This is a genomic window from Thalassococcus sp. S3, from assembly GCF_004216475.1.
In the GTDB taxonomy this organism is placed as follows: Bacteria; Pseudomonadota; Alphaproteobacteria; order Rhodobacterales; family Rhodobacteraceae.
The window spans coordinates 509,190-531,557 of sequence record NZ_CP022303.1 but is presented as its reverse complement, the minus strand read 5'-3'; the positions used below and the strand labels follow the sequence as shown (position 1 = coordinate 531,557).

Here is a 22,368-nt window from a genome sequence, read left to right as displayed (position 1 = left end):
CGCCACATTGGGGCGGTTCACCCGGCGCATTTAGGCCGGCGCAAATACCGATAAAGGGTTCACTCCCCCCTCAGTGCTTAGAGTTTGGGCGGATTCATCAAGAAACGTCAAGGGTCGGATCACACAAAACAATTCACGATCCGGGGCTGCCGTAAAGTCAATGCCAAGGTGGCTTATTCGGTGTGCATTAGCACATGTCGTAGAACCGCTTGGCATGAAGGAAAGCGTCGCGCTTCAATTCAGAGGCCGCATGCGCCTCGTCATCTCGCCCCCATTGTTCTTCCTGCCACAACTCGTCGAGGCGAGAGATCTGCCAGATCGTATCGGCGGTCTTCCAGTTCCGGGCGACAGCAAAGCCAAGGATCAGGGAGCCGGACAGAGAGACCAGATCGTGAAAGGCCGCAAGCTGGAAGGGTCCCAGCGCGTGGACCCGGTCCGACAGACGCTTCAGCGCTTCGGGCGCCTGTGCCTCGTGCATCAGGCCCGCCCGTGGCAAAAGACGAACGCCCAGATAGTCCGCCGCCCAGTCAAGCGCGGGGTCCCAAAGGTCTGCCTGCCGCTGGGCAAGGGCTTCCGGTCCGTCCGCGCGGTAGCACAGCAAATCCGCGTCACCGTATTCCGCCAGCATATCCGCGACTTCGGTTCGCTGGGGTGTCACCTTGTCGATGGCGGCATTGGCCGATCTGGTGACAGGCATCGTCAGGGGGTCAACCACATCTTCCTGCGCAGCCCATTCCGCCGCAATAGTCTCTGCCATTGCACTTGTGGGCAGGATCAGGTGTTGTTTCGCCGGCGTCCGAAGGCGCCGTCCGTCAAGCTCCACGGTGAATGCATCCGCATCAGCAATCACCGAAGCGGCCTTCCAGAACCGTTTCTGTTTCCAGTCTGTCATTAAGGTGTCTTCCAGATCGTCCGCAAAGCGCCGGGGATATCGGCACGGTCCTCCACCACACATCGCGCCGCCCCAAGCGCATCGCGGTGGTGATAGCCCCAAGTCACTCCAATTCCCGCAACCCCGGCAGAAGCGGCCATGTCCATATCGAAACTGGTGTCTCCGATCATCACGGTGTCGGAGACATCCACCCCCACATCCCGCATCGCCGCCTCGATCATCGAGGGATGGGGCTTGGATGGGTGATGATCGGCGACCTGGGTTGTACTAAAAAGCCCCCTCAGGTCATGCCCGTCCAGCAGGGCGTCCAAACCCCGTCTGGATTTGCCGGTTGCGATCCCAAGAATGTTTTCAGGGATCTGCGACAGCTGATCCAGCAGATCCCGCGTACCGGGGTAAAGCGGCGCGGCCTGACTTGCACCTAGATCCAGACGCTGGGCCGCGAACGCATCTTTATATGCCTGGACCAAGCGTGCCTGCCGTTTGGCCGTCTGCTCCGCTGCGAGCTGCGCGAAGGCACGATCCAACGACAACCCGACGATTGACAGAACCTCCGCGCGCTCCGGGGTCGGCAAGCCTTCCGAGGCAAATGCCGCTTGCATCGCCCCCATAATGCTCGCCTGACTGTCGATCAGCGTGCCATCGACGTCAAAGATGATCAGTCGCAGGGGCCGCGTCATACGAAATCCTCAAAGGGATCGTCCGGGACGTCAGAAGCGTGCCATTGAAACGTCTCCCACGTGCGCGCCATATGCTCAGGCAGCGGCGCTGTCAGATGAAGCTGGGCCTTGCTAACCGGATGCTCAACAACAAGCGCGCGCGCATGCAGATGCAGCTTCTTGCTCATCTCGCCGCCCAGCTGGGCGCCCCAGCCATCGCCCAGGTTGTCCTGTCCCGAGCCGCCGTATTTGCCATCGCCAATGATCGGGTGTCCGATCTCGGCCATATGCGCGCGAAGCTGATGCGTGCGCCCGGTCACGGGGATCAGCGCCATCCAGGCACACCGCTTGGCCGCGGCTGTCAGAACCGTATAATTCGTGGTCGCCCGTTTTGCGCCTGGCGTGGCTTCGATATCGCGCGGGTGAAGGCACAGCATCTTCTCTCCTTCACCCCGCGCGCCGTGACCCGGCGCCTTCACGAGGCCGTATTTTATCGTGCCGTTCTTCGGATGCGGGACACCGGCGACGGCGGCCCAATAGATCTTGCGGGTTTCGCGATGCCGGAAGGCAGCAGTCAGACCTGCGGCGACCTGCCGTGTCCTGGCCATCAAAAGGACCCCGGACGTATCCTTGTCCAGGCGATGAACCAGTCGCGGCTTCTCCTCGGCCCCGAAGCGCAACGCGTCGGCCAGACCGTCCACATGACGCACCTGCCCGCTGCCTCCCTGAACCGGTAGGCCTGCGGGCTTGTTCAATGCCAGCACATGATCATCGCGATAGATCACGCACGAGCGGATCATCTCTGCATCCGCGTCGGAGAGCCGTGTTTGAGGCGGCGCGGGCATATGGTCGCTGTCGGGCAATGGCGGTACGCGGACCTGTTGCCCCTCGGCAAGCCGGGTAGAGGCCTTGACCCGGCCACCATCGACGCGCAGTTCGCCCTTTCGGCACATCTTTTCGATGCGCCCCTGGCTTACATGGGGAAACATTCGCCTCAGCCAGCGATCGATGCGCTGATCGCCATCGCCTTTTTGAACGGTGATGGTTTGAACTCGGCTCATGCAAGCACCCCGCGTGTCAGCCACATCCCCATGGCCAGCCCGCCGACCGACAGGAGAACCGACAAACCGACATAAAGCGCGGCAAGGGTGAAGTTTCCACGCTCTATCAGCGTCATCGTTTCAAGCGAGAACGCGGAGAAGGTTGTGAACCCGCCCAAAAGCCCGGTCATGACAAACGGGCTGAGAGACGTCAGCCCGCGCTGCGCCGCCAATACGACAAATACCCCCATCAGGACGGAGCCGATCACGTTGACGGTCAAAATGGACACGGGGAACGGACCGGCGCCCAGCATCCGCATGATGCCAACCCCCGTCAGATAGCGCAAAGACGCCCCCAAGGCGCCGCCCAAAGCAACCAGAAATACCGTTCCCGTCATGGGCGGTCTGTTGCGCGGGTGGCCTGACTTGTCAAGGTTGGCGCTGCGTTCGCAGCTTTGTGAAATAGTCCAGACGCTTTTTCAGCTCGCGCTCGAAACCGCGCTCGACGGGGGCATAAAGAACGGGGCGCTTCACCTTGTCGGGGAAATAGTCCTGTCCTGAAAACCCGTCTTCGGCATCGTGATCATAGGCATAATCCTTGCCATATCCCTGATCCTTCATCAGTTGGGTCGGCGCATTCAGGATGTGTTTCGGCGGCGGCTTGCTGCCCGTTTTCTTGGCCAGCCGCATTGCCTCTTTGTAAGCCACGTAGATCGCGTTCGATTTCGGAGCGAGCGCAAGATAGGCGACGGCCTGCGCCAGCGCCAATTCGCCTTCGGGCGAACCCAGACGCTCGTAGGTTTCCCAGGCCTGCAGGCAAAGCGCTTGGGCCTGAGGATCGGCAAGGCCGATATCCTCCACCGCCATCCGCGTGATCCGGCGCGCCAGATAGCGTGGATCCTCCCCGCTCTCCAGCATCCGGGCCAGCCAATAGAGAGCCGCATCGGGATCAGAACCGCGCACTGATTTGTGCAAGGCGGAGATCAGGTTGTAATGCGCGTCACCGGATTTGTCGTATTGCGCGGCCCGGCGCATAAGTCTCCGCGTCAGCGTTTCGTTGTCGATCGGGTCGGTCAGGTTCCAGGCATCAACTTGCTCAATCAAATTCAGCAGGGCGCGTCCGTCCCCGTCAGCCATTTCCTGCAGCGCATCGCGGGCATGGGCCGTTAGCGGCAAGGCAGAGCCCAGCTCTTTTTCGGCCCTCTGGGTCAATCGCTCAAGATCAGCCAGGCTCAGCCGTTCAAGAACAAGCACCTGGGCCCGACTGAGCACGGCAGCATTCAACTCAAACGACGGATTCTCCGTCGTGGCCCCCACCAGAAGGATCGTTCCATCCTCCATATGCGGCAGGAACCCGTCCTGTTGCGCTTTGTTGAAGCGGTGAATTTCGTCCACGAACAAAAGCGTGCCCTGCCCGTTGGCACGGCGCAGCTTTGCGGCCTCGAACACCTTCTTGAGGTCTGCGACCCCCGTAAAGATGGCGCTGATCTGAACAAAGTGCAGATCGGTTTCATCCGCAAGCAGCCGCGCGATCGTCGTCTTGCCAACACCCGGCGGCCCCCAGAACACCAGGGATCCAAGCCGCCCTGCCGCCAGCATCGTTCCCAACGGCGCGTCCGGACCAAGCACCTGTTCCTGCCCGATCACATCCGCCAGGTTCTGGGGGCGCAGTCGGTCTGCAAGCGGTCGCAGCTTCGTCTCGCTTTCGGCGGGTGGATCGACCTGATCAAAGAGGTCCGGCATCGGTCAAATACGAAACCGAAGCGTCACGCGCTGACCACGCCGCAGGATATCCATCTGTACGGTGCGCACCCGTTGCGTGAGCGCGCTGACGACATCGCGAGGCTCTTCCACCGCGTTGCCATTGATGCCGATGATGACATCCCCGACCTGTATACCAACGCGGCTTCCGAATGGGCCGGACTGTACCGCGATCACACCCGAAAGGGCGAGCGGAAGGCCGTATCTGGCAATCACGGCTGGATTGGCGCGGGCCACCGTCAGACCTGGCAGGACGGTGTCTTCGGCCAACATCGTCTCGTCGCTCGGCGGCTCATCCGGCGCGACGATCATTGCCACGTCCACGTCCTCGACCTGCTGTCCACGCACCCGCGTGATGCGCGCCGTCCCCCCGATTCCGGTGACCGACATGCGGAACACCATTTCGGACGGAGTATTCACCGGCTGATTGTCGACTTGCGTGATCACGTCGCCGACTTCAAAGCCCGCCGCAAGGAATGGGCTGATCGTGTGCAGATCGGAGACTACGATCCCGCGGGGCACGGCAAGGCCCAGCGAATCCGCAAGATCCGCATCCACCGGCTGTCCGACCATGCCGGCCCACGGTCGCACGAATTCCACATTGCCAGTGCGGGCCTGACTGACGAATTCGGCCACCAGCTTGGACGGGATTGCAAACCCAATGCCGTTCGACCCGCCGGAGCGTGTCAGGATCGACGTATTGATGCCGATCAGGCGTCCAGCCACGTCAATCAGCGCGCCGCCGGAATTGCCGGGGTTGATCGGCGCATCGGTCTGGATGAAATAGCCGCGCGCATTGCCTGTCGCCGTGCCCGATCGCGCGAGCCCCGACACGATGCCACTGCTGACCGTCTGGCCGACACCGAACGGGTTGCCGATGGCAAGCGCCAGTTCGCCCACCTCGACCTGATCGGAATCCCGCAGTTCCAGAAAAGGAAGATCCTCCGCTTCGTCCAATTGCAGGATGGCCAGATCACTTTCCTGATCGCCCAGAAGAACCCTTGCCGAATACTCTGTCCGGTCGTTCAAGACGACACGGATCTCTGTCGCCATCCCCACGACATGATAGTTCGACACGATGATCCCGTCAGAGGACAGGATCACACCAGACCCAAGGGAGTTCTGCACTCTGGGCCGCGCTTCTCCGAACCCCCGGAAAAAGTCCCGAAAGAAAGGGTCGCCGTCGAATGGGTTGGCGCGACCCGGGCGAACGATCCGCGCGTAGATGTTCACGACGGCGGGTGCGGCCTCCCGCACCAAAGGGGCGAACCCCAATGTGATCTCGGACTGGCTTTGAGGAACGCGCGTCTCTGCCTGGGCAAGACCGGGCAGGAGCAGCAGGATCAGGGCAAGGTATTTCATCCTGCCAGCATATGCGCACCGTTGCCGGACCACGCAACCCCTGCCCGTCCGGGGGTCGGAGATATTGCCGACCTGTCCCCAAAACGAAAACCCCCGCACGGTGGGTGCAGGGGTTCTTGCGTCGAATGTTCGGATACGGGTCAGCCTTCGTCAGCAGCCTCTTCCGCCTCTACGCGTGCGCGATCCGCAGCACCCTTGGCATCGACGTCGCGGTCGACGAATTCGATGATGGCCATCGGCGCCATGTCACCATAGCGGAACCCTGCTTTCAGGACGCGGACATATCCGCCCTGACGGTCCTTATAGCGCGGGCCCAGAACGTCGAAGAGCTTGGCGACGTCCTTGTCTTCCTTCAGCTTCGCCGCGGCCTGGCGGCGGGCGTGCATGTCACCCCGTTTGGCCAGCGTGATCATCTTTTCGATGATCGGGCGCAATTCCTTGGCCTTGGGCAGGGTCGTCTTGATTTGCTCATGTTCGATGAGCGAGCCGGCCATGTTCGCAAAGAGCGCCTTGCGGTGCTCATGCGTTCGGTTCAGGCGGCGGTATCCACGTGCGTGACGCATTTTCGGTATCCTTTCGGTTTATGCTTTGTCTGGCCTCCGATGCGTGTCAGAGGCTCTCCTTGGGGCATCATCGCCCGGTCTTCCCCGCCAGTTGCGAGCATTGAAGAAGACGCGCTTAGAACGCGTCTTCGAATTTCTTGGCCAGATCTTCGATGTTGTCGGGCGGCCAGTCCTCGACATCCATGCCGAGGTGCAGACCCATGCCAGACAGCACTTCCTTGATCTCGTTCAGCGACTTCCGACCGAAGTTCGGGGTGCGCAGCATCTCCGCTTCGGTTTTCTGGATCAGGTCGCCGATATAGACGATGTTGTCGTTCTTCAGGCAGTTCGCGGAGCGGACCGACAATTCCAACTCGTCCACTTTCTTGAGCAGGAGCGGGTTGAATTCAAGACCGTCATCATCGTCCTGACGCGAAGCGCTTTCCGGCTCGTCGAAGTTCACGAAGATCGACAGCTGATCCTGCAGGATGCGCGCGGCAAAGGCCACCGCGTCATCGGGCGTGAGCGAGCCGTCGGTTTCCACCTTCATGGTCAGCTTGTCATAGTCGAGCACCTGGCCCTCGCGGGTCGGCTGCACATCGTAGGACACCTTCTTGACCGGCGAATAGATCGCATCGATCGGGATCAGGCCGATGGGCGCGTCTTCGGGCTTGTTCTTGTCGGCCGAGACATAGCCTTTGCCGGTGTTGACCGTCAGTTCCATGTAAAGATCGGCCCCATCGTCGAGGTGGCAGATCACATGTTCACGGTTCAGGATCTCGATGCCCGCGCTTTCCGAGATGTCGCCGGCGGTCACGACCGCAGGGCCTTTGGCGTTGATCGACAGGCGCTTGGGGCCTTCGACTTCCATCCGCAGGCTGACGCCCTTGAGGTTCAGGATGATGTCGGTGACGTCTTCACGGACACCGGCAACGGACGAGAATTCATGCAGCACATTGTCGATCTGCACGGACGTGATGGCCCCGCCCTGCAGGCTCGACATCAGGATCCGGCGCAGCGCGTTGCCAAGCGTGAGACCAAAGCCGCGCTCCAGCGGCTCAGCGACAACCGTCGCCTGACGCGCGGGATCGTTTCCGGGCTTGACCTCCAGCTGTGTGGGTTTGATCAGCTCGGCCCAGTTCTTGTGGATCATGCGGTCCCTCCATTCCTGTCTGTCCCCCATGTCCAAAGGGTCAGACGTCCCGAGGTTTCAAAACGGCGTGCTGGGGCCGCGCAAATGCACGCAGCCCCAGCGAAAATCATGTCCAATCAGACGCGGCGACGCTTCGGGGGGCGGCAGCCGTTATGGGCAATGGGTGTCACATCACGGATGGACGTGATGTTGAAGCCGACGGCGGCCAGAGCCCGCAGCGCGCTTTCGCGGCCTGAGCCGGGTCCCTGCACTTCGACTTCGAGTGTTTTCACACCATGTTCCTGCGCTTTCTTGCCGGCATCCTCTGCCGCCATCTGCGCTGCATAGGGTGTCGATTTCCGCGAGCCCTTAAAGCCCATCGTGCCGGCGGACGACCACGAAATGGCGTTGCCCTGTACGTCGGAGATCAGGATCTTGGTGTTGTTGAATGAGGAGTTCACATGCGCCACGCCTGCGGCGATGTTCTTACGCTCCTTGCGGCGGACGCGGGTCTTGTCACGAGCCATGAGCCTGCCTCCTTATTTCTTTTTGCCGGCAATGGCCTTTGCGGGGCCTTTGCGGGTGCGTGCGTTGGTGTGGGTGCGCTGGCCGCGCACCGGCAGGTTGCGGCGATGACGCAGGCCACGGTAGCAACCCAGGTCCATCAGACGCTTGATGTTCATCTGCACTTCACGGCGCAGGTCGCCTTCGACGCTGTAATTGGCGTCGATATGCTCGCGGATTTGCAGAACTTCTGCATCGCTCAACTCGTTCACCCGGCGGGTCTGGTCGATGCCGACCGCGTCGCAGATGGCTTTGGCCGAGGTGTTGCCGATGCCGGTGATGTAAGTAAGCGCAATGGGAACCCGTTTGGCAGTCGGGATGTTTACGCCGGCAATACGTGCCACGTGTCACTTTCCTTTCGTTGCGAGCCCGTAATCCCAGGCCCTTTTTTCACAACGCGAGCCGTGGCAGTGTCGCCAGAGGGCCGCATCTTGTTGAGGTGATCGCGCACACGAATCCCGTGCGCACAGAAATGATTCTCTTTCGAGATGGTGGTGCGTATGGGCTTTTTAAGAAAGCGTCAAGCCACAATCGGCTCGCGGTCAAGAACCCGCGCGATCGCGCCCTGCACAGCCTGGATATCGGCCAGGCCATCGACCCGGGCAAGATCGCCGCGCGCGTGATAATAGCCGATCAGCGGGGACGTTTTCTTGTAGTATTCCATCAGCCGGATCTTGAGGCTTTCCTCATTGTCATCGGCGCGCACGGGCTGGCCTGCGGCGCGGGCCTCTTCGGCGCGACCGACGATGCGGGTGACGAGAACGTCGTCATTGACCTCAAGTTCGATCACGGCATCCAGTGTCTCGCCGCATTCAGCCAGCAGATCGTTCAAAGCATCGGCCTGTGCCAGGGTGCGCGGGAAGCCGTCGAAGATAAAGCCGTTGGCTTTGACTGTCTCAAGCTGTTCGCGGATCAGGCCGATGACGATCTCATCGGTCACAAGAGCACCGCGCGCCATGACATCCGCCACGATCCTGCCCATTTCGGTCCCGCTTTCCTTAGCCGCACGCAACATATCCCCGGTGCTGAGCTGCACCATCCCACGGGTTTCCACCAGATGACGGGCCTGGGTGCCCTTGCCCGCGCCTGGCGGTCCCAACAGGATGATGTTCATCGACGTACCGGATTCCGTTTGCCCTTGCGCTTCGTTTTACCGCGAAGCTGCGATTTTTCAATCAGCCCTTCGTATTGATGGGCCAAAAGGTGGCTTTGCACCTGCTGGATCGTGTCCATCGTCACGGTCACGACGATCAGCACCGAGGTGCCGCCGAAGAAGAAGGGAAAGGCAAACTGCGCCCTCAGGATCTCGGGCAGCAGACAGACCAAAGCGAGGTAGCCGGAGCCCAGGACCAACACGCGGTTGACCACGTATTCAAGATATTCAGAGGTCTTCTTGCCCGGCCTTACACCTGGAATAAAGCCGTTCTGGTTCTTCAGGTTATCGGCCACGTCATCGGTCTTGAACGACACGTTGAAGGTATAGAAGTAGGCGAAGAAGACGATCATCACTGTAAAGAACAGCAGATAAAGCGGCTGACCGGGCCCGAAATAGGCCAGAAGCGTCGACATGATCGGCCCGGTATTCGTGGTTCCGGAGAACGTCGACACCGACACTGGCAACAAAAGCAGGGACGATGCGAAGATCGCGGGGATCACGCCCGACGGGTTGACCTTGACCGGCAGGTGGCTGGAGCCGCCGTCGTAAACCTTCATCCCCACTTGGCGGCGCGGATACTGGATGTGGATCTTGCGCAAAGCGCGCTCCATGAAGACCACGAAGGTGAGCGTTGCGACCACCATCAAGATGATGCCGACAATCAGCGCAGGGCTGATCGCGCCCGACCGGCCCGACGCGAAGAACTGGGCCATGGCTGCGGGGACTTCGGCGATGATGCCGACGAAAATGATCAGCGAGATACCGTTTCCGACGCCACGCGCGGTGATCTGTTCACCCAGCCACATCAGGAACATGGTGCCCCCGACAAGGGTGATCATCGTTGACACGCGGAAGAACATACCCGGATCGGTCGCCAGATCCCCGGCTTCGAGCGAGACCGCAAGGCCGTAAGCCTGAACGGTGGCCAGAGCGACGGTGCCGTAGCGGGTATATTGGTTGATCTTCTTGCGCCCCTGCTCGCCCTCTTTCTTGAGTTGTTCGAGCTTGGGCACCATCGCGGTCAAGAGCTGAACGATAATGGACGCCGAGATATAGGGCATGATGCCCAGCGCAAAGATGCCCATCCGTCCCAGCGCGCCGCCGGTAAACATCGACACCATGCCGCCAATCCCCGCACCGGCCTGCTCCATGAATTGCTGGAGCGCAATGCCGTCGATGCCGGGAACCGGGATGAACGTGCCCAACCGATACACGATCAGAAGGCCGATGGTGAACAGGATGCGGTTGCGCAGGTCGGTGGCTTTGCCCAGCGCGGACCAGCTGGTGTTCGCCGCCATTTGTTCTGCTGCAGATACCATTCAGAGGTCTCTCTTGTAACGCATGTGCCGCCCGGACCGTTCTCCGGTCGGGCGGCACCTTGGAAAACATGACACTATGTAAGCGGCAGGCTCGCCGCTCACAAGCAATTAGGCTGCCGCCGTCGTGTTCGTGACTTTCAGTGAACCGCCTGCCTTTTCGACTGCCGCAACGGCAGACTTCGAAGCACCTGTCACTTCGATGTTCAGCGCCGACGTCACGTCGCCTTTGGCAAGCACGCGGATGCCGTCGCGCTTGCGACGCACCAGACCGGATTCGATCAGGGCGTCTTCGGTGATGGCCTGGCCGCCATCAAGCTTGCCCGCATCCACGAATTTCTGGATCAGGCCCAGGTTGATCACCGCGAAAGCCTTGCGGTTGGGCTTGTTGAAGCCACGCTTTGGCAGACGCTGGTAGAGCGGCATCTGGCCGCCTTCATACCCGTTGATCGCAACACCCGACCGGGATTTCTGACCTTTGATACCACGACCGGCGGTCTTGCCCATGCCAGATCCCGGACCACGGCCAACGCGCTTGCGTTTCTTCGTTGCGCCAGGATTATCGCTGAGTTCGTGCAGTTTCATATCGCTTCTCCTTTGCCGGATATGGCCCCCGAAGCGATTGGGCCAACCACGGCTTTTCTCATTTTGATTCTGCAGCCCCAAAAGGGCCACCGGAGGCGTATAGACCCAGCATTCCCGACGATCAAGGACGATGCGCCGAATATCATCAGCGCGCGTCGCGGCAGAACGGACAGTCGTGCTTTCCCTTGGTTTCCAGGTATGGAATTCCGGACTGACGTTTTCGGGCATTTGGTGCATGACTTAACATGTTAAAGCGCTCAGCATGACACATAGTTTCGTAGACGTATTTTAGGACCGGCGCCCTTTGCGGCGTTTCGAGAGAAGATTTTGTTAAGTTTCCTTTTTCAGAGTGCAGACGCTTTGCGTCTTTTTGGTATCACGTCCGCCCTCCTCAGCCTCTGCGCTTTTGTTCCCTATGCCTCTGATACACTGCGGGGTCGCACGCAGCCGCAGCGTGCATCCTGGTTGATCTGGTCGGTTCTCGGCAGCATCGCATTGGGCTCGCAGATTTTTGAGGGTGCCTCGACCTCCCTCTGGTTTGCGACAATTCAGGTCGGCGGTACGATCCTGATCCTGTTTCTTGCGGTTCTCCACGGCGCCGGCCCCTTCCTTAAACGGGGAGACCGCTATGTTCTTGCCGCGGCGGCCTGCGGTCTGTTGCTGTGGATGATGACAGACACAGCGGCCTATGCTTTGGCCATCACAATCACGATTTCCCTTCTCGGCGGATTGGTTACGATCCGAAAAGCCTATCGTGATCCCAGATCGGAAACGATGGTGACCTGGTTCTGCTCTTTCGTTGCAGCCGGTTTTGCTATTCTGTCGGTCGGACAGGTCGATCTCGTACTGATGGCCTATCCGATGTACCTGCTTGTCCTGAATGGCGCGATTGTTGCCGCCATGATGCTGGGTCGCGCGCGGATGGCGCGGCCTGCCTATGTCGCAATCTAGTTAATCCTAAGATCCGGCCTTGATATCCACCGGCGGGTTTGACCAATTCGAGGCTGCGAACGGTTTGCTCAGCGCGCGTTCCAGCATGTCCAGCCTGTCCTGGCCGTAAAAGGGATCGTCATCCAGAACATATGTCGGAGATCCGAAGACCGGAACCTCCATCGCCTCTTCGGTATTGCGGCGGTGGATCTCCTGCACATCCGGCGACAGCGCCACTTCAAGCAAAGCATCCGCATCCAAACCTAGCCCCTCCATCAGCGCATGCAGGGTCTGGTGGTCCGCGATATCCGCATCGTCACGCCAATGGGCCTGCAGGATCGCGAAGGACACCGCATCCGCGTCCAGGCCCGCCTCCTGCGCGGTTATGATCACACCATTTGGCAATTCAAGGGGATTGTCGTGGAACGTTGGACGACAGGAAATCACCGGAAGGTCGCGCCATTCGGCCCAACGCTCGATCTCGCGGCCAAAAAAGTAATCAACATGGGCCTGGCTGCGCTGCGCGAACGGCAGACCTCCGGCGGCCTCCACAACAGGCGACAAGAGAACTGGCTTGTGCCTGAGCACCACGTCATGCGCCTTGCAGATCTCGTAAAGCCGCAACGCCCCAAGATAAGCGTAGGCGGAATGGGCCGAATAAATATAGTCAATCTGAGCCATGTCACGGACCTTACGAACGCTTGCAGGGAAATGCACGCATCCTGTCAGCGGGACATGTGACCCCTGCCCTTGGACTTTGCGCGCGCGATGATCGGTTTATCTGTGTGCCATCCGAACTTGCCCGGAGGCGCACATCTTGACGATCCGATCCGACTGGCGTTCCGGCACCGCGATTTCCTGGTTGCTGGAGGAAGGCCGTCTTTTGGGGGATATCACCTCGGTCCTGGATGGCTTGGGCGCGGCGCTTTTGTCAGCCGGCGCCCCGGTGGCCCGGCTCCGGCTGGCCCTGCGGACTGTGCATCCCCTCGTTTCAGCCCTGAGTGTCGTTTGGGAGCGCGGCAAAGGCATTACCGGCTATGCCGAGGCCCCGCATGGCCTGGAAAGCCGGCCCGCCTATATCGGAAGCCCGATGGAAATGATCGCGGTGACCCAACTGCCATTTCGCAAACGCCTGAACGGCGTGCTGGCTGCATCCGATCATGTTGTCCTGCACGAACTGAAATCCGCCGGATTTACCGACTATCTGGGACTGCCTCTGCGCTACAGCGATGGCGGATCCGGCATTATGATTGCGACCACGGACCTTCCAGACGGTTTTTCGGATAGAGATCTGGTAAAACTGGGCAAGGTCGCTTCGGCCCTGGCGCCGATCATCGAGATCTTTCGATTGCAGCACCTCACCCATGCCATTGCCGATGCCTATCTGGGTCCCCGCACCGGTCAAAGGGTGCTGTCGGGCCAGATCACACGCGGTCAGATCGACAAGATGGAGGCGGCCATCTTTGTCAGCGATCTGCGCGATTGGACGAAAATCAGCGCCGACCTGACCCCAGATGCGATGGTGTCGCTGGTCAATCGCTACTTCGACATCGTGGCGGAGGCTGTCGAAACGGAGGGCGGAGAAATTCTGAAGCTGCTTGGGGACGGCGTGCTTGCGATCTTTCCGTCGTCCAGCCCGGATGCGGCTGAGGCGGCCTGCAGCCGGGCTCTGCGCGCGGCAGATGCTGCCCTGCGCAAGGCGCGGGAAAGCCACGAGCCCTTGGAGACGACGTTCGGGATCGCGATACATTACGGCGACGTGCTTTATGGAAATGTCGGATCAGCGAAGCGGATAGACTTCACGGTCATGGGCCAGGCCGTGAATATCGCGGCGCGACTGGAACATCTTTGCTCTAAATTCGGTGAACCGCTGGTGTTTACCGAGAGGGTGGCCCGCACGCTGAGCCAGCCCGCCAGGTATATCGCGACCGAGCATCTGAAAGGTGTCTCCGCGCCGCAAGCCGTTTTTGCCATCTGAGTGCCCTTAGCTCAGCAGAGGGTCTGCATGGGTCTGTCTAAGCCGGATCATGTCAAATTTTGCCCTTAACGGCGAGTGAGAAGCGCCTCAGAGCAACGGTTGCCGCTGAATTTCCCGGCCAAGCCGATGCCGGCACCCTTGAATTCAGAAAGACGATATCCACCAAGAAAGAAAAGCCCCGGATAAATCCGGGGCTTTTCTTTTTAACAGGTGCGGAAAAATATGCCGGGAATTTACCCGCGCTCTTCCACGATCTCGACAAGATGCGGGATCTTGCGGATCATACCGCGGACCGAAGGTGTGTCCTCCAGCTCCCGGGTCTTGTGCATCTTGTTCAAGCCCAACCCGATCAGCGTTGCGCGTTGATCGGCAGGGCGACGGATCGGGGAGCCGATCTGTTTTACCACGATGGTTTTAGCCATTTCGCCGCCTCCTTACGCGTCTGCTGTTTCGGCCGGGGCCTGTGCCGGCGCCTCGTCCCGCTTGGGCAGGATATCCGCAACTTTCTTGCCGCGACGCTGGGCAACCGCACGCGGCGACTGCTCTTTTTTCAGACCGTCGATGGTGGCGCGGATCATGTTATAAGGGTTCTGCGAGCCGATGGACTTGGAGACCACGTCCTTTACGCCCAGCATCTCGAACACGGCCCGCATCGGACCACCGGCGATGATCCCGGTTCCTTCCGGCGCGGTGCGCATCACGACTTTGCCGGCGCCATGGCGACCTTCCATATCGTGGTGCAACGTGCGGCCTTCGCGCAATTGCACGCGGATCATCTGACGCTTGGCCTGTTCGGTGGCCTTGCGGATCGCCTCTGGCACCTCTTTGGCCTTGCCTTTGCCAAAGCCGACACGGCCTTTTTGGTCGCCCACCACCACGAGGGCGGCAAAGCCAAAGCGCTTACCACCTTTGACGGTTTTGGACACACGGTTGATCGCGACAAGGCGATCTGCAAATTCCGGCGCTTCGTCGCGGTCGCGACGGTTGCCCCGGCGGTTTTCACGTTCTGCCATCAGAACATCCTTTATTGGGTGGCTTACGCCAGTTTGAGTCAATCGCAGTGGGCTGAAGCCCCCCGATCATCGAGGCGGAGCGTGCCGCCTGCACGTGACAGATGGGTCGAAACCCCGCCCGGCCTTTGATGAGGCGAGGCGGGGGTCATCCCACCTTCAGATCTTCAGGCCACCTTCCCGGGCAGCGTCGGCCAGAGCCTTCACCTTGCCATGGAAAAGAAAACCGCCCCGGTCGAAATAGGCCTCTTCGACGCCAGCTTTCTTGGCGCGCTCTGCAATCGCAGAACCCACCTTGGTCGCGGCTTCGATGTTGTTCTTGCCCACAACGCCCAGATCCTTTTCGAGCGAGGAGGCGGACGCCAGTGTGACGCCGTTCACATCGTCGATCAACTGGACGCTGATATTCTTGTTGGAGCGGTGCACGGACAGCCGGGGCCGCCCTGCATTGACCTTGCGAAGTTTGTTCCGGACGCGCAGGCGGCGCTTGAGGAACAATGTCCGTTTGCTGTTTGCCATCTGTCTGGTCCTTACTTCTTCTTGCCTTCCTTACGGAAGATGAACTCGCCCTTGTAGCGGATGCCTTTGCCCTTGTAGGGCTCGGGCTTGCGCCATTCGCGGATATTCGCGGCGACCTGACCGACGAGCTGTTCGTCGATACCTTCGACGACGATCTCGGTCTGTTTGGGTGCCGTGATGGTCACGCCGTGCGGAGCGGTGTAATCCACATCGTGGCTGAGGCCGAGGTTCAGCTTCAGGGTGTTGCCCTGCATCTGCGCCCGGTAACCCACACCCTGGATCTCCAGTTCTTTCTTGAAGCCGGTCGTCACGCCGGTCACCAGATTGGCAACCATGGTGCGGGACATGCCCCATTGCTGACGCGCGCGCTTGGATTTCCCACGCGGGTCGATCTTGACGACATTGTCTTCCACAGTGAGCGTCACGTCATCCGTGGCGGTGAAGCTACGGGTGCCCTTGGGCCCTTTCACTTCGATGGTCTGGCCCGACACAGAGGCGGTGACGCCGCTGGGCAGCTCGACCGGTTGTTTGCCAATACGAGACATCGGACCCTCCTTAGAATACGGTGCAGAGCACTTCGCCGCCGACATTCTGGCTGCGCGCGCTTGCATCCGACATCACACCTTTCGGCGTGGAGACAATCGACACGCCCAGGCCCTGACGGACCGAAGGGATGTCCTTGACGCCCATGTAGACGCGGCGGCCGGGTTTGGAGACCCGCTTGAGCTCGCGAATGACGGGTTCGCCTTCGTAGTATTTCAGGCTGATCTCGATAGCCGGGTGTCCCCGGTCATCGGTCATCTTTTCGTACCCACGGATATAGCCTTCGTCAGCCAGCACATCCAGGACCCATCCCCGCAGCTTGGAGCCGGGGGTCAGAACCGTCGATTTGCCACGCAGCTGAGCGTTGCGGATCCGGGTAAGCATATCGCCGATAGGATCATTCATCTCAAATTCTCCCTTACCAGCTCGATTTCACCATGCCGGGGATCTGGCCGTTCGAGCCCAGTTCCCGCAGCGCGATCCGGCTGACCTTGAGCTTACGGTAGTAAGCATGCGGACGACCGGTCAGTTGGCACCGATTGTGCAGGCGCGTGGCCGAGCTGTTGCGCGGCAGCTTCGCCAGTTTAAGACGCGCCTTGAAACGCTCTTCCATCGGGCGGCTTTCATCATTCGCGATCTCTTTGAGCTCAGCACGTTTGGCCGCGTATTTCTCGACCAGGCGCTGACGCTTCTTCTCGCGTGCGATCATGGATTTCTTCGCCATACTTCTCTCTCCCCGCGCTCAGCTGTTGAAAGGCATGTTGAACGCTTTCAACAATGCCTTGGCTTCAGCGTCGGTTTTCGCCGTGGTGGCGATGATGATGTCCAGACCCCAAGTCTCGTCGACCTTGTCGAAGTCGATCTCGGGGAACACGATATGTTCTTTCATGCCCATGGCGTAGTTGCCGCGGCCATCGAAGCTTTTGCCCGAAACACCGCGGAAGTCGCGGATGCGGGGCATGGCAATCGTGATCAGACGATCGAGGAATTCGTACATCCGGTCACCGCGCAGGGTCACCTTGGCGCCCAGCGGCATGTCTTCGCGGACGCGGAAACCCGCGATGGATTTCTTGGCCTTGGTGGTCACGGCCTTCTGACCGGCAATCGCGGTCAGATCCTCAACCGCCGATTTGGCCTTCTTGCTGTCCTTCACAGCCTCGGCGCCGCATCCGATGTTCAGAACGATCTTGTCCAGCTTGGGGATCATCATCTCGTTCTTATAACCAAACTCTTCTTTGAGAGCGGCGCGGATGGTTTCGGCGTACTGAGCCTTCAGACGGGGTGTGTAAGTGGCTGCATCAAGCATCGATCACGTCTCCCGTTGTCTTGGCGAAGCGGACCTTCTTGCCGTCTTCGGTGCGGAAGCCGACGCGGGTGGCCTTGCCGTTGGCGTCGAGCAGCGCCAGATTGGAAAGCTGGATTGGCATCGCCCTGGGAAGGCGACCGCCCTGACTGTTCTGGGATTGACGAGTGTGGCGAATGGCCATGTTGATGCCATCGACAACGGCTTTGCCGGCCTGCGGGTCGACGGAGGCAATGGTGCCTTCCTTGCCCTTGTCTTTGCCGGCCACTACGACGACCTTGTCGCCCTTGCGGAGTTTCGCGGCCATCAGAGCACCTCCGGAGCGAGCGAAATGATTTTCATGAAGTTCTTGCCGCGCAACTCACGAACGACGGGCCCGAAGATACGGGTGCCGACGGGCTCGTTGTTGTTGTTTAGGATGACGGCAGCGTTGCGATCAAAGCGGATCGCGGTGCCGTCCTCACGGCGGACTTCCTTGGCGGTGCGCACGACGACGGCCTTGCGGACGTCCCCTTTCTTCACGCGACCGCGCGGGATGGCTTCCTTCACGGATACGACGATGATGTCACCCACCGACGCGTATTTCCGCTTGGACCCACCCAGAACCTTGATGCACTGCACCCGGCGAGCACCGGAATTGTCAGCGACATCCAGATTGGTCTGCATCTGGATCATTTGGTTTCTCCCGACCTATGGGGGCCTTTCGGCTGTCCCCCAGGGTTTCGACTAAACCGGAACGTGATGTCCGACTGACGGGGCTGCTCCTCCGCCCTTATGGGCGTCCTCGCATCAGACGCGAAGACAGACCGCAAGGGCTGGATGAGCGACCGGTCAGGCTTCCAGCACCTCCCAGCGTTTCGTTTTCGACTTCGGTGCGCATTCGATGATGCGAACGGAGTCGCCGACCTTGAAAGCGTTCTTCTCATCGTGAGCCCGATATTTCTTGGACTTACGAATGGTCTTTTTCAGAACCGGGTGCGTGAAGCGACGCTCCACCGACACGGTCACGGTCTGGGCATTTGCGTCAGAGGTCACGACGCCTTGCAGAATACGTTTGGGCATCCGGTCTCTCCTTACGCGTCGCCGGCGGCATCGGCCGCTTTCTGGTTGAGGATCGTCTTCACCCGTGCCGCATTGCGCCGCGCGTTGCGGATCGCCGCGGTGTTTTCCAGCTGGCCGGTGGCCTGCTGGAAGCGCAGGTTGAAGCTTTCCTTCTTGAGATTGGCCAGCTCCTCGCGCAGCTGGTCCGGCGTCTTGTCACGCAGTTCGTTGGCGTTCATCGCCTTTTTCCTTTCAACATCACTGGTAGGCCGCCAAAGGCGTCACCCTGATTCCAGTGGAGGTCATGATGAGGGGGTCGTTTACGTCTGTCGCCCGGAGAAAGCAACCCCTTTGTGCCTCATCGCAGTCACTTAGAACATATGGCGTTTCGATCAGCTCCAGCCATAGTTGAAACTCACGCTGATCCGTTCGTCCTCGGCCATATTCATTGGCACTTCGTGGCGCAGCCAGCTTTCCCAAAGCAGGACATCGCCCACCTCGGGCGCTTCGTAGATGAAGCTGCGCATCTCGCGGGGGGCGTCCTTGGTGCGGGTGGGAGCGGCCATCATCATGGCGGACCTCGGATCTTCGAACTTGATCGCGCTCGCGCCCTTGGGCATCGCCACGTAAGTCGTTCCGCTGATCACCGAATGCGGGTGGATGTGGGAGGTGTGCATGCCACCCTCGGGCAGGATGTTGATCCAGAGATCCTCAAGCGTCAGGTCCTTGCCGTCGAGATCGAAGGCGAGGTCCCGCGCAAAGACGGCGACATGGGCGTCGAGAACCTTGGTTAGATCAGCGAAGATCGGGAAGCGCCAACTCAGATCGGTGAGCGAGGCATAGGACGTGTAGCCGGGATAGCCATTCTCCTCGCACCAGGCCTGGCCTGCCTCATCATCCTCGGCGATGGTGTAGCAGGAGGCTTCCAACTCTCGCGCGTCGATATCCGGCCCATGTTCGGAGAGCTGCGCGCGATAGAGACGGGTGACGAAGAGAGAGGATATCTGAGCCATGCCGCGTCATACTCCGTTCCGGAGTATGACGACAGTGCGGTGTAGCAATTTCGCGAAGAGAAATGGCGGGCCGTCACCCGGTAGCAGTTTGAGCACCTTCAACACCCGATCACTCCGCTCCGGGCGGGAAGGTGGAAAGGGGCGGCGCTTTGAGCCAGGTGATAAAAGCCCCGGCGAAAGAGGCTCGAGATCTCTGCGCATCAACATTCAAATACTATGAAAAATGACAAGCCCCCGGCTCTTTGAGACGGGGGCCTGGTGTTCGACAGTGTGCGGCCCGCAGGTTTTCGATGAAAACCCGCTCCACCGCACCGCGCGAAGATTTACCAGTCTTCGCGCACCACCACGCGGGTTTTGATCGGCAGTTTCATCGCCGCCAGGCGCAGGGCCTCGCGGGCGATGTCTTCGGCCACACCGTCGATCTCGAACATCACGCGACCGGGTTTGACCTTGGCCGCCCAATAATCGACGGAGCCTTTACCCTTACCCATCCGCACTTCGGTCGGTTTCGACGTCACGGGCGTGTCGGGGAAGATCCGGATCCAGACCCGGCCCTGACGTTTCATGTGACGTGTCATCGCCCGGCGCGCGGCTTCGATCTGGCGTGCCGTGACCCGCTCGGGCTGCAACGCTTTCAGACCGTAAGTGCCGAAGTTCAGATCAGAGCCGCCCTTGGCCTCGCCCTTGATCCGCCCTTTGTGCATCTTGCGGAATTTCGTACGCTTTGGTTGAAGCATCTCTTTTCCTCCTTAGCGGCGGCCACCGGCGCCGCGGGGGGCCGGACCGTCCTGGAGTTCCTGTGCCTTGCGATCACGCGCCTGCGGGTCGTGCTCCATGATCTCGCCTTTGAAGATCCAGACCTTGATCCCGATGATGCCGTAAGGCGTGGACGCCTCGGCATGTGCGTAGTCGATGTCCGCCCGCAGGGTGTGCAGCGGCACGCGGCCTTCGCGGTACCATTCGGTCCGTGCAATCTCGGCCCCGCCCAGACGGCCCGCGACGTTCACCCGGATTCCCAGGGCGCCCATGCGCATGGCGTTTTGTACGGCCCGCTTCATCGCGCGGCGGAAGGACACACGGCGTTCAAGCTGCTGCGCAATACTTTCACCGACCAGAGCCGCGTCCAGTTCCGGCTTGCGCACCTCGACGATGTTGAGGTGCAGCTCGCTGTCGGTCATCTTGGCCAGCTTCTTGCGGAGCACTTCGATGTCCGCGCCTTTCTTGCCGATGATGACACCCGGGCGGGCCGTGTGGATCGTCACGCGGCACTTCTTGTGCGGGCGTTCGATGATCACGCGGGCCACACCGGCCTGCTTGCACTCTTCCTTGATGAAATCGCGGATCTTGATGTCTTCGAGCAGAAGATCACCGTAATCCTTGGTGTCGGCGTACCAGCGGCTGTCCCAGGTGCGGTTGACCTGGAGGCGCATGCCGATCGGATTGACTTTCTGACCCATTAGGCTTGCTCCTCAACTTGACGCACCTTGATGGTGAGTTCCGAGAACGGCTTGATGATGCGGCCAAAGCGGCCACGGGCACGCGGACGGCCGCGCTTCATCGTCAGGTTCTTGCCCACATAGGCCTCGGCCACGACGAGTTCGTCGACATCGAGGTTGTGGTTGTTCTCGGCATTGGCGATGGCGGACTGAAGGCATTTCTTCACGTCTGCCGCGATCCGCTTGTTGGAGAAGGTCAGGTCCGTGAGGGCCTTGTCCACCTTCTTGCCCCGGATCATCGCGGCCACCAGGTTCAGTTTCTGCGGGCTGGTCCGAAGCATACGGGTCTTCGCCATCGCTTCGTTTTCGGCCACGCGGCGGGGGTTTTTATCCTTGCCCATGACTTACTTCCGTTTCGCTTTTTTATCCGCGGCATGGCCATAATAGGTGCGCGTCGGGCTGTATTCGCCGAACTTCTGACCGATCATGTCTTCCGAGACGTTGACGGGGATATGCTTGTGACCGTTGTAGACGCCGAAGGTCAGGCCCACGAACTGGGGCAGGATCGTCGAGCGGCGCGACCAGATCTTGATCACTTCGTTGCGGCCGCTTTCACGCGCCGCTTCTGCCTTTTTGAGAACGTAGGCGTCAACAAAAGGGCCTTTCCAAACAGAGCGAGACATATCTTAACGCCCCTTCTTCTTGGCGTGCCGCGAGCGGATGATCAGCTTGCTGGACGCTTTGTTCTTGTTCCGGGTCCGGGCGCCTTTGGTGGGCTTGCCCCATGGCGTGACCGGGTGGCGACCGCCCGAGGTCCGGCCTTCACCACCGCCGTGGGGGTGGTCGACCGGGTTCATGACGACACCCCGCACCGACGGGCGGATGCCCTTGTGGCGCATGCGGCCCGCTTTACCGAAATTCTGGTTGGAATTGTCGGGGTTGGACACGGCACCGACAGTGGCCATGCATTCCTGACGCACCATCCGCAGCTCGCCCGAAGACAGGCGGATCTGGGCATAGCCACCGTCACGACCGACGAACTGGGCATAGGTGCCTGCGGCGCGTGCGATCTGGCCGCCCTTGCCGGGCTTCATCTCGATATTGTGGACGATCGTGCCGATGGGCATGCCCGAAAACGGCATCGCATTGCCGGGCTTGATGTCGGCCTTCTGGCTGGAGACGACCTTGTCGCCCACAGCCAGACGCTGGGGTGCGAGAATATAGGCTTGCTCGCCATCGTCGTATTTGACGAGCGCGATGAAGGCGGTCCGGTTCGGGTCGTATTCGATCCGCTCGACGGTGGCCGCCACGTCGAATTTGTTCCGTTTGAAGTCAACGATCCGGTAGAGGCGTTTTGCGCCACCCCCGCGACGTCGCGAGGTAATCCGTCCGGTGTTGTTCCGGCCGCCCGATTTCGTCAGACCCTCTGTGAGGCTCTTGACGGGGCGTCCTTTCCAAAGCTCCGAACGGTCGATCAGCACCAGCCCGCGCTGGCCCGGCGTCGTCGGCTTGTACGACTTGAGTGCCATGCTTTCTGTCTTCCGTTTAGCAATGCCGGGTGTTGGCCCGGCTCTGTTTGGGCCCAT

At 60.3% G+C, this 22,368-nt stretch carries 33 protein-coding genes; 2 read left to right on the top strand and 31 right to left on the bottom strand.

From position 1 onward, the window contains the following. Positions 1 to 187: 187 nt before the first annotated feature. The 13 genes from CFI11_RS02765 to rplO form a co-directional block, all read right to left on the bottom strand. On the bottom strand, positions 188 to 892 hold the full coding sequence (locus CFI11_RS02765; protein ID WP_130402838.1) for an ATP12 family chaperone protein: 705 nt from the start codon (positions 890 to 892) through the stop codon (positions 188 to 190). Further along, positions 892 to 1,572 carry an HAD-IA family hydrolase gene (locus tag CFI11_RS02760; RefSeq protein ID WP_130402836.1) on the bottom strand — a complete coding sequence of 227 codons (681 nt, stop codon included), beginning with the start codon at positions 1,570 to 1,572 and terminating at the stop codon, positions 892 to 894. The genes CFI11_RS02765 and CFI11_RS02760 overlap by 1 nt, the downstream gene beginning before the upstream one ends. Beyond that, positions 1,569 to 2,612 carry an RluA family pseudouridine synthase gene (locus tag CFI11_RS02755; protein ID WP_130402834.1) on the bottom strand — a complete coding sequence of 348 codons (1,044 nt, stop codon included), beginning with the start codon at positions 2,610 to 2,612 and terminating at the stop codon, positions 1,569 to 1,571. Before CFI11_RS02755 ends, CFI11_RS02760 begins: the two co-directional genes overlap by 4 nt. Continuing rightward, positions 2,609 to 2,989, bottom strand: coding sequence for a fluoride efflux transporter CrcB (gene crcB, locus CFI11_RS02750; protein WP_130402832.1), 381 nt, complete (start codon positions 2,987 to 2,989; stop codon positions 2,609 to 2,611). The genes CFI11_RS02755 and crcB overlap by 4 nt, the downstream gene beginning before the upstream one ends. 31 nt (positions 2,990 to 3,020) lie before the next feature. Then, complete coding sequence (locus CFI11_RS02745; protein ID WP_130402830.1) at positions 3,021 to 4,334, bottom strand: replication-associated recombination protein A; 1,314 nt, start codon at positions 4,332 to 4,334, stop codon at positions 3,021 to 3,023. A 3-nt stretch (positions 4,335 to 4,337) separates the two neighbouring features. Then, positions 4,338 to 5,714, bottom strand: coding sequence for a trypsin-like peptidase domain-containing protein (locus tag CFI11_RS02740; RefSeq protein WP_130402828.1), 1,377 nt, complete (start codon positions 5,712 to 5,714; stop codon positions 4,338 to 4,340). Positions 5,715 to 5,854: 140 nt separating this feature from the next. Beyond that, complete coding sequence (gene rplQ / locus CFI11_RS02735; protein WP_130402826.1) at positions 5,855 to 6,277, bottom strand: 50S ribosomal protein L17; 423 nt, start codon at positions 6,275 to 6,277, stop codon at positions 5,855 to 5,857. A 115-nt stretch (positions 6,278 to 6,392) separates the two neighbouring features. Next, entirely contained in the window at positions 6,393 to 7,409 is a 1,017-nt protein-coding gene (locus CFI11_RS02730; protein WP_130402824.1) for a DNA-directed RNA polymerase subunit alpha, read from the bottom strand. Positions 7,410 to 7,525: 116 nt separating this feature from the next. Beyond that, positions 7,526 to 7,915 (bottom strand): 30S ribosomal protein S11, encoded by a 390-nt coding sequence (gene rpsK / locus CFI11_RS02725; protein WP_130402822.1) that lies wholly within the window; start codon positions 7,913 to 7,915, stop codon positions 7,526 to 7,528. Between the two features lie 12 nt (positions 7,916 to 7,927). Next, the gene (gene rpsM, locus CFI11_RS02720) at positions 7,928 to 8,296 is read right to left on the bottom strand and encodes a 30S ribosomal protein S13 (RefSeq protein WP_130402820.1); all 369 of its coding nucleotides are present in this window, start codon (positions 8,294 to 8,296) and stop codon (positions 7,928 to 7,930) included. A 176-nt stretch (positions 8,297 to 8,472) separates the two neighbouring features. After that, the gene (locus tag CFI11_RS02715; RefSeq protein ID WP_130402818.1) at positions 8,473 to 9,066 is read right to left on the bottom strand and encodes an adenylate kinase; all 594 of its coding nucleotides are present in this window, start codon (positions 9,064 to 9,066) and stop codon (positions 8,473 to 8,475) included. Then, positions 9,063 to 10,427: a preprotein translocase subunit SecY gene (gene secY, locus CFI11_RS02710; protein ID WP_130402816.1), complete on the bottom strand. Its 1,365-nt coding sequence runs from the start codon at positions 10,425 to 10,427 to the stop codon at positions 9,063 to 9,065. The genes CFI11_RS02715 and secY overlap by 4 nt, the downstream gene beginning before the upstream one ends. A gap of 108 nt (positions 10,428 to 10,535) precedes the next feature. Further along, the gene (gene rplO / locus CFI11_RS02705) at positions 10,536 to 11,009 is read right to left on the bottom strand and encodes a 50S ribosomal protein L15 (RefSeq protein ID WP_130402814.1); all 474 of its coding nucleotides are present in this window, start codon (positions 11,007 to 11,009) and stop codon (positions 10,536 to 10,538) included. Between the two features lie 360 nt (positions 11,010 to 11,369). On the opposite strand from rplO, the gene CFI11_RS02700 reads away from it, so the two are divergent. After that, entirely contained in the window at positions 11,370 to 11,960 is a 591-nt protein-coding gene (locus CFI11_RS02700; RefSeq protein WP_130402812.1) for a hypothetical protein, read from the top strand. A 6-nt stretch (positions 11,961 to 11,966) separates the two neighbouring features. On the opposite strand, the gene CFI11_RS02695 is transcribed toward CFI11_RS02700, so the two are convergent. Further along, on the bottom strand, positions 11,967 to 12,620 hold the full coding sequence (locus CFI11_RS02695; protein ID WP_130402810.1) for a 2-hydroxychromene-2-carboxylate isomerase: 654 nt from the start codon (positions 12,618 to 12,620) through the stop codon (positions 11,967 to 11,969). A gap of 136 nt (positions 12,621 to 12,756) precedes the next feature. On the opposite strand from CFI11_RS02695, the gene CFI11_RS02690 reads away from it, so the two are divergent. Continuing rightward, positions 12,757 to 13,917: an adenylate/guanylate cyclase domain-containing protein gene (locus CFI11_RS02690; RefSeq protein ID WP_130402808.1), complete on the top strand. Its 1,161-nt coding sequence runs from the start codon at positions 12,757 to 12,759 to the stop codon at positions 13,915 to 13,917. A 233-nt stretch (positions 13,918 to 14,150) separates the two neighbouring features. Here the strand turns inward: CFI11_RS02690 and rpmD are convergent, their stop codons facing one another. From rpmD to rplB, 17 genes are all read right to left on the bottom strand, one after another. Further along, entirely contained in the window at positions 14,151 to 14,339 is a 189-nt protein-coding gene (gene rpmD, locus CFI11_RS02685; RefSeq protein WP_130402806.1) for a 50S ribosomal protein L30, read from the bottom strand. Positions 14,340 to 14,351: 12 nt separating this feature from the next. Beyond that, positions 14,352 to 14,930 carry a 30S ribosomal protein S5 gene (gene rpsE, locus CFI11_RS02680; RefSeq protein ID WP_130402804.1) on the bottom strand — a complete coding sequence of 193 codons (579 nt, stop codon included), beginning with the start codon at positions 14,928 to 14,930 and terminating at the stop codon, positions 14,352 to 14,354. 156 nt (positions 14,931 to 15,086) lie between these two features. Next, on the bottom strand, positions 15,087 to 15,446 hold the full coding sequence (gene rplR, locus CFI11_RS02675; RefSeq protein ID WP_130402802.1) for a 50S ribosomal protein L18: 360 nt from the start codon (positions 15,444 to 15,446) through the stop codon (positions 15,087 to 15,089). A gap of 11 nt (positions 15,447 to 15,457) precedes the next feature. Then, positions 15,458 to 15,991, bottom strand: a complete 534-nt coding sequence (rplF, locus tag CFI11_RS02670; protein ID WP_130402800.1) for a 50S ribosomal protein L6 — start codon at positions 15,989 to 15,991, stop codon at positions 15,458 to 15,460. A gap of 10 nt (positions 15,992 to 16,001) precedes the next feature. After that, positions 16,002 to 16,394: a 30S ribosomal protein S8 gene (gene rpsH / locus CFI11_RS02665; protein WP_130402798.1), complete on the bottom strand. Its 393-nt coding sequence runs from the start codon at positions 16,392 to 16,394 to the stop codon at positions 16,002 to 16,004. Between the two features lie 13 nt (positions 16,395 to 16,407). Continuing rightward, positions 16,408 to 16,713 (bottom strand): 30S ribosomal protein S14, encoded by a 306-nt coding sequence (rpsN, locus tag CFI11_RS02660; protein WP_130402796.1) that lies wholly within the window; start codon positions 16,711 to 16,713, stop codon positions 16,408 to 16,410. A gap of 18 nt (positions 16,714 to 16,731) precedes the next feature. Beyond that, positions 16,732 to 17,295 carry a 50S ribosomal protein L5 gene (gene rplE / locus CFI11_RS02655; protein ID WP_130402794.1) on the bottom strand — a complete coding sequence of 188 codons (564 nt, stop codon included), beginning with the start codon at positions 17,293 to 17,295 and terminating at the stop codon, positions 16,732 to 16,734. Then, entirely contained in the window at positions 17,288 to 17,599 is a 312-nt protein-coding gene (gene rplX / locus CFI11_RS02650) for a 50S ribosomal protein L24 (RefSeq protein WP_130402792.1), read from the bottom strand. The genes rplE and rplX overlap by 8 nt, the downstream gene beginning before the upstream one ends. Beyond that, a complete protein-coding gene (gene rplN, locus CFI11_RS02645; RefSeq protein ID WP_008757934.1) occupies positions 17,599 to 17,967 on the bottom strand; it encodes a 50S ribosomal protein L14 in 369 nt (122 codons plus the stop codon). Before rplN ends, rplX begins: the two co-directional genes overlap by 1 nt. A 156-nt stretch (positions 17,968 to 18,123) precedes the next feature. Further along, on the bottom strand, positions 18,124 to 18,354 hold the full coding sequence (gene rpsQ / locus CFI11_RS02640; RefSeq protein WP_005621877.1) for a 30S ribosomal protein S17: 231 nt from the start codon (positions 18,352 to 18,354) through the stop codon (positions 18,124 to 18,126). An 11-nt stretch (positions 18,355 to 18,365) separates the two neighbouring features. After that, positions 18,366 to 18,572: a 50S ribosomal protein L29 gene (gene rpmC, locus CFI11_RS02635; RefSeq protein WP_130402790.1), complete on the bottom strand. Its 207-nt coding sequence runs from the start codon at positions 18,570 to 18,572 to the stop codon at positions 18,366 to 18,368. Between the two features lie 153 nt (positions 18,573 to 18,725). Next, positions 18,726 to 19,346 (bottom strand): 2OG-Fe(II) oxygenase family protein, encoded by a 621-nt coding sequence (locus tag CFI11_RS02630; protein ID WP_130402788.1) that lies wholly within the window; start codon positions 19,344 to 19,346, stop codon positions 18,726 to 18,728. 323 nt (positions 19,347 to 19,669) lie between these two features. Beyond that, complete coding sequence (gene rplP, locus CFI11_RS02625) at positions 19,670 to 20,083, bottom strand: 50S ribosomal protein L16 (RefSeq protein ID WP_130402786.1); 414 nt, start codon at positions 20,081 to 20,083, stop codon at positions 19,670 to 19,672. Between the two features lie 12 nt (positions 20,084 to 20,095). Further along, a complete protein-coding gene (rpsC, locus tag CFI11_RS02620; RefSeq protein ID WP_130402784.1) occupies positions 20,096 to 20,803 on the bottom strand; it encodes a 30S ribosomal protein S3 in 708 nt (235 codons plus the stop codon). After that, on the bottom strand, positions 20,803 to 21,183 hold the full coding sequence (gene rplV / locus CFI11_RS02615) for a 50S ribosomal protein L22 (RefSeq protein ID WP_130402782.1): 381 nt from the start codon (positions 21,181 to 21,183) through the stop codon (positions 20,803 to 20,805). The genes rpsC and rplV overlap by 1 nt, the downstream gene beginning before the upstream one ends. Positions 21,184 to 21,186: 3 nt before the next feature. Further along, the gene (rpsS, locus tag CFI11_RS02610; RefSeq protein ID WP_010437056.1) at positions 21,187 to 21,465 is read right to left on the bottom strand and encodes a 30S ribosomal protein S19; all 279 of its coding nucleotides are present in this window, start codon (positions 21,463 to 21,465) and stop codon (positions 21,187 to 21,189) included. A 3-nt stretch (positions 21,466 to 21,468) separates the two neighbouring features. Continuing rightward, positions 21,469 to 22,311, bottom strand: a complete 843-nt coding sequence (gene rplB / locus CFI11_RS02605) for a 50S ribosomal protein L2 (RefSeq protein ID WP_130402780.1) — start codon at positions 22,309 to 22,311, stop codon at positions 21,469 to 21,471. Positions 22,312 to 22,368: the final 57 nt, after the last annotated feature.

Bases quoted from the DNA above. Each gene is read 5' to 3' on its own strand.
- CFI11_RS02765 (WP_130402838.1), bottom strand. From the start codon at position 892: ATGACAGACTGGAAACAGAAACGGTTCTGGAAGGCCGCTTCGGTGATT.
- CFI11_RS02760 (WP_130402836.1), bottom strand. From the start codon at position 1,572: ATGACGCGGCCCCTGCGACTGATCATCTTTGACGTCGATGGCACGCTG.
- CFI11_RS02755 (WP_130402834.1), bottom strand. From the start codon at position 2,612: ATGAGCCGAGTTCAAACCATCACCGTTCAAAAAGGCGATGGCGATCAG.
- crcB (WP_130402832.1), bottom strand. From the start codon at position 2,989: ATGACGGGAACGGTATTTCTGGTTGCTTTGGGCGGCGCCTTGGGGGCG.
- CFI11_RS02745 (WP_130402830.1), bottom strand. From the start codon at position 4,334: ATGCCGGACCTCTTTGATCAGGTCGATCCACCCGCCGAAAGCGAGACG.
- CFI11_RS02740 (WP_130402828.1), bottom strand. From the start codon at position 5,714: ATGAAATACCTTGCCCTGATCCTGCTGCTCCTGCCCGGTCTTGCCCAG.
- rplQ (WP_130402826.1), bottom strand. From the start codon at position 6,277: ATGCGTCACGCACGTGGATACCGCCGCCTGAACCGAACGCATGAGCAC.
- CFI11_RS02730 (WP_130402824.1), bottom strand. From the start codon at position 7,409: ATGATCCACAAGAACTGGGCCGAGCTGATCAAACCCACACAGCTGGAG.
- rpsK (WP_130402822.1), bottom strand. From the start codon at position 7,915: ATGGCTCGTGACAAGACCCGCGTCCGCCGCAAGGAGCGTAAGAACATC.
- CFI11_RS02715 (WP_130402818.1), bottom strand. From the start codon at position 9,066: ATGAACATCATCCTGTTGGGACCGCCAGGCGCGGGCAAGGGCACCCAG.
- secY (WP_130402816.1), bottom strand. From the start codon at position 10,427: ATGGTATCTGCAGCAGAACAAATGGCGGCGAACACCAGCTGGTCCGCG.
- rplO (WP_130402814.1), bottom strand. From the start codon at position 11,009: ATGAAACTGCACGAACTCAGCGATAATCCTGGCGCAACGAAGAAACGC.
- CFI11_RS02695 (WP_130402810.1), bottom strand. From the start codon at position 12,620: ATGGCTCAGATTGACTATATTTATTCGGCCCATTCCGCCTACGCTTAT.
- rpmD (WP_130402806.1), bottom strand. From the start codon at position 14,339: ATGGCTAAAACCATCGTGGTAAAACAGATCGGCTCCCCGATCCGTCGC.
- rpsE (WP_130402804.1), bottom strand. From the start codon at position 14,930: ATGGCAGAACGTGAAAACCGCCGGGGCAACCGTCGCGACCGCGACGAA.
- rplR (WP_130402802.1), bottom strand. From the start codon at position 15,446: ATGGCAAACAGCAAACGGACATTGTTCCTCAAGCGCCGCCTGCGCGTC.
- rplF (WP_130402800.1), bottom strand. From the start codon at position 15,991: ATGTCTCGTATTGGCAAACAACCGGTCGAGCTGCCCAGCGGCGTCACC.
- rpsH (WP_130402798.1), bottom strand. From the start codon at position 16,394: ATGAATGATCCTATCGGCGATATGCTTACCCGGATCCGCAACGCTCAG.
- rpsN (WP_130402796.1), bottom strand. From the start codon at position 16,713: ATGGCGAAGAAATCCATGATCGCACGCGAGAAGAAGCGTCAGCGCCTG.
- rplE (WP_130402794.1), bottom strand. From the start codon at position 17,295: ATGCTTGATGCAGCCACTTACACACCCCGTCTGAAGGCTCAGTACGCC.
- rplX (WP_130402792.1), bottom strand. From the start codon at position 17,599: ATGGCCGCGAAACTCCGCAAGGGCGACAAGGTCGTCGTAGTGGCCGGC.
- rplN (WP_008757934.1), bottom strand. From the start codon at position 17,967: ATGATCCAGATGCAGACCAATCTGGATGTCGCTGACAATTCCGGTGCT.
- rpsQ (WP_005621877.1), bottom strand. From the start codon at position 18,354: ATGCCCAAACGTATTCTGCAAGGCGTCGTGACCTCTGACGCAAATGCC.
- rpmC (WP_130402790.1), bottom strand. From the start codon at position 18,572: ATGAACGCCAACGAACTGCGTGACAAGACGCCGGACCAGCTGCGCGAG.
- CFI11_RS02630 (WP_130402788.1), bottom strand. From the start codon at position 19,346: ATGGCTCAGATATCCTCTCTCTTCGTCACCCGTCTCTATCGCGCGCAG.
- rplP (WP_130402786.1), bottom strand. From the start codon at position 20,083: ATGCTTCAACCAAAGCGTACGAAATTCCGCAAGATGCACAAAGGGCGG.
- rpsC (WP_130402784.1), bottom strand. From the start codon at position 20,803: ATGGGTCAGAAAGTCAATCCGATCGGCATGCGCCTCCAGGTCAACCGC.
- rplV (WP_130402782.1), bottom strand. From the start codon at position 21,183: ATGGGCAAGGATAAAAACCCCCGCCGCGTGGCCGAAAACGAAGCGATG.
- rpsS (WP_010437056.1), bottom strand. From the start codon at position 21,465: ATGTCTCGCTCTGTTTGGAAAGGCCCTTTTGTTGACGCCTACGTTCTC.
- rplB (WP_130402780.1), bottom strand. From the start codon at position 22,311: ATGGCACTCAAGTCGTACAAGCCGACGACGCCGGGCCAGCGCGGGCTG.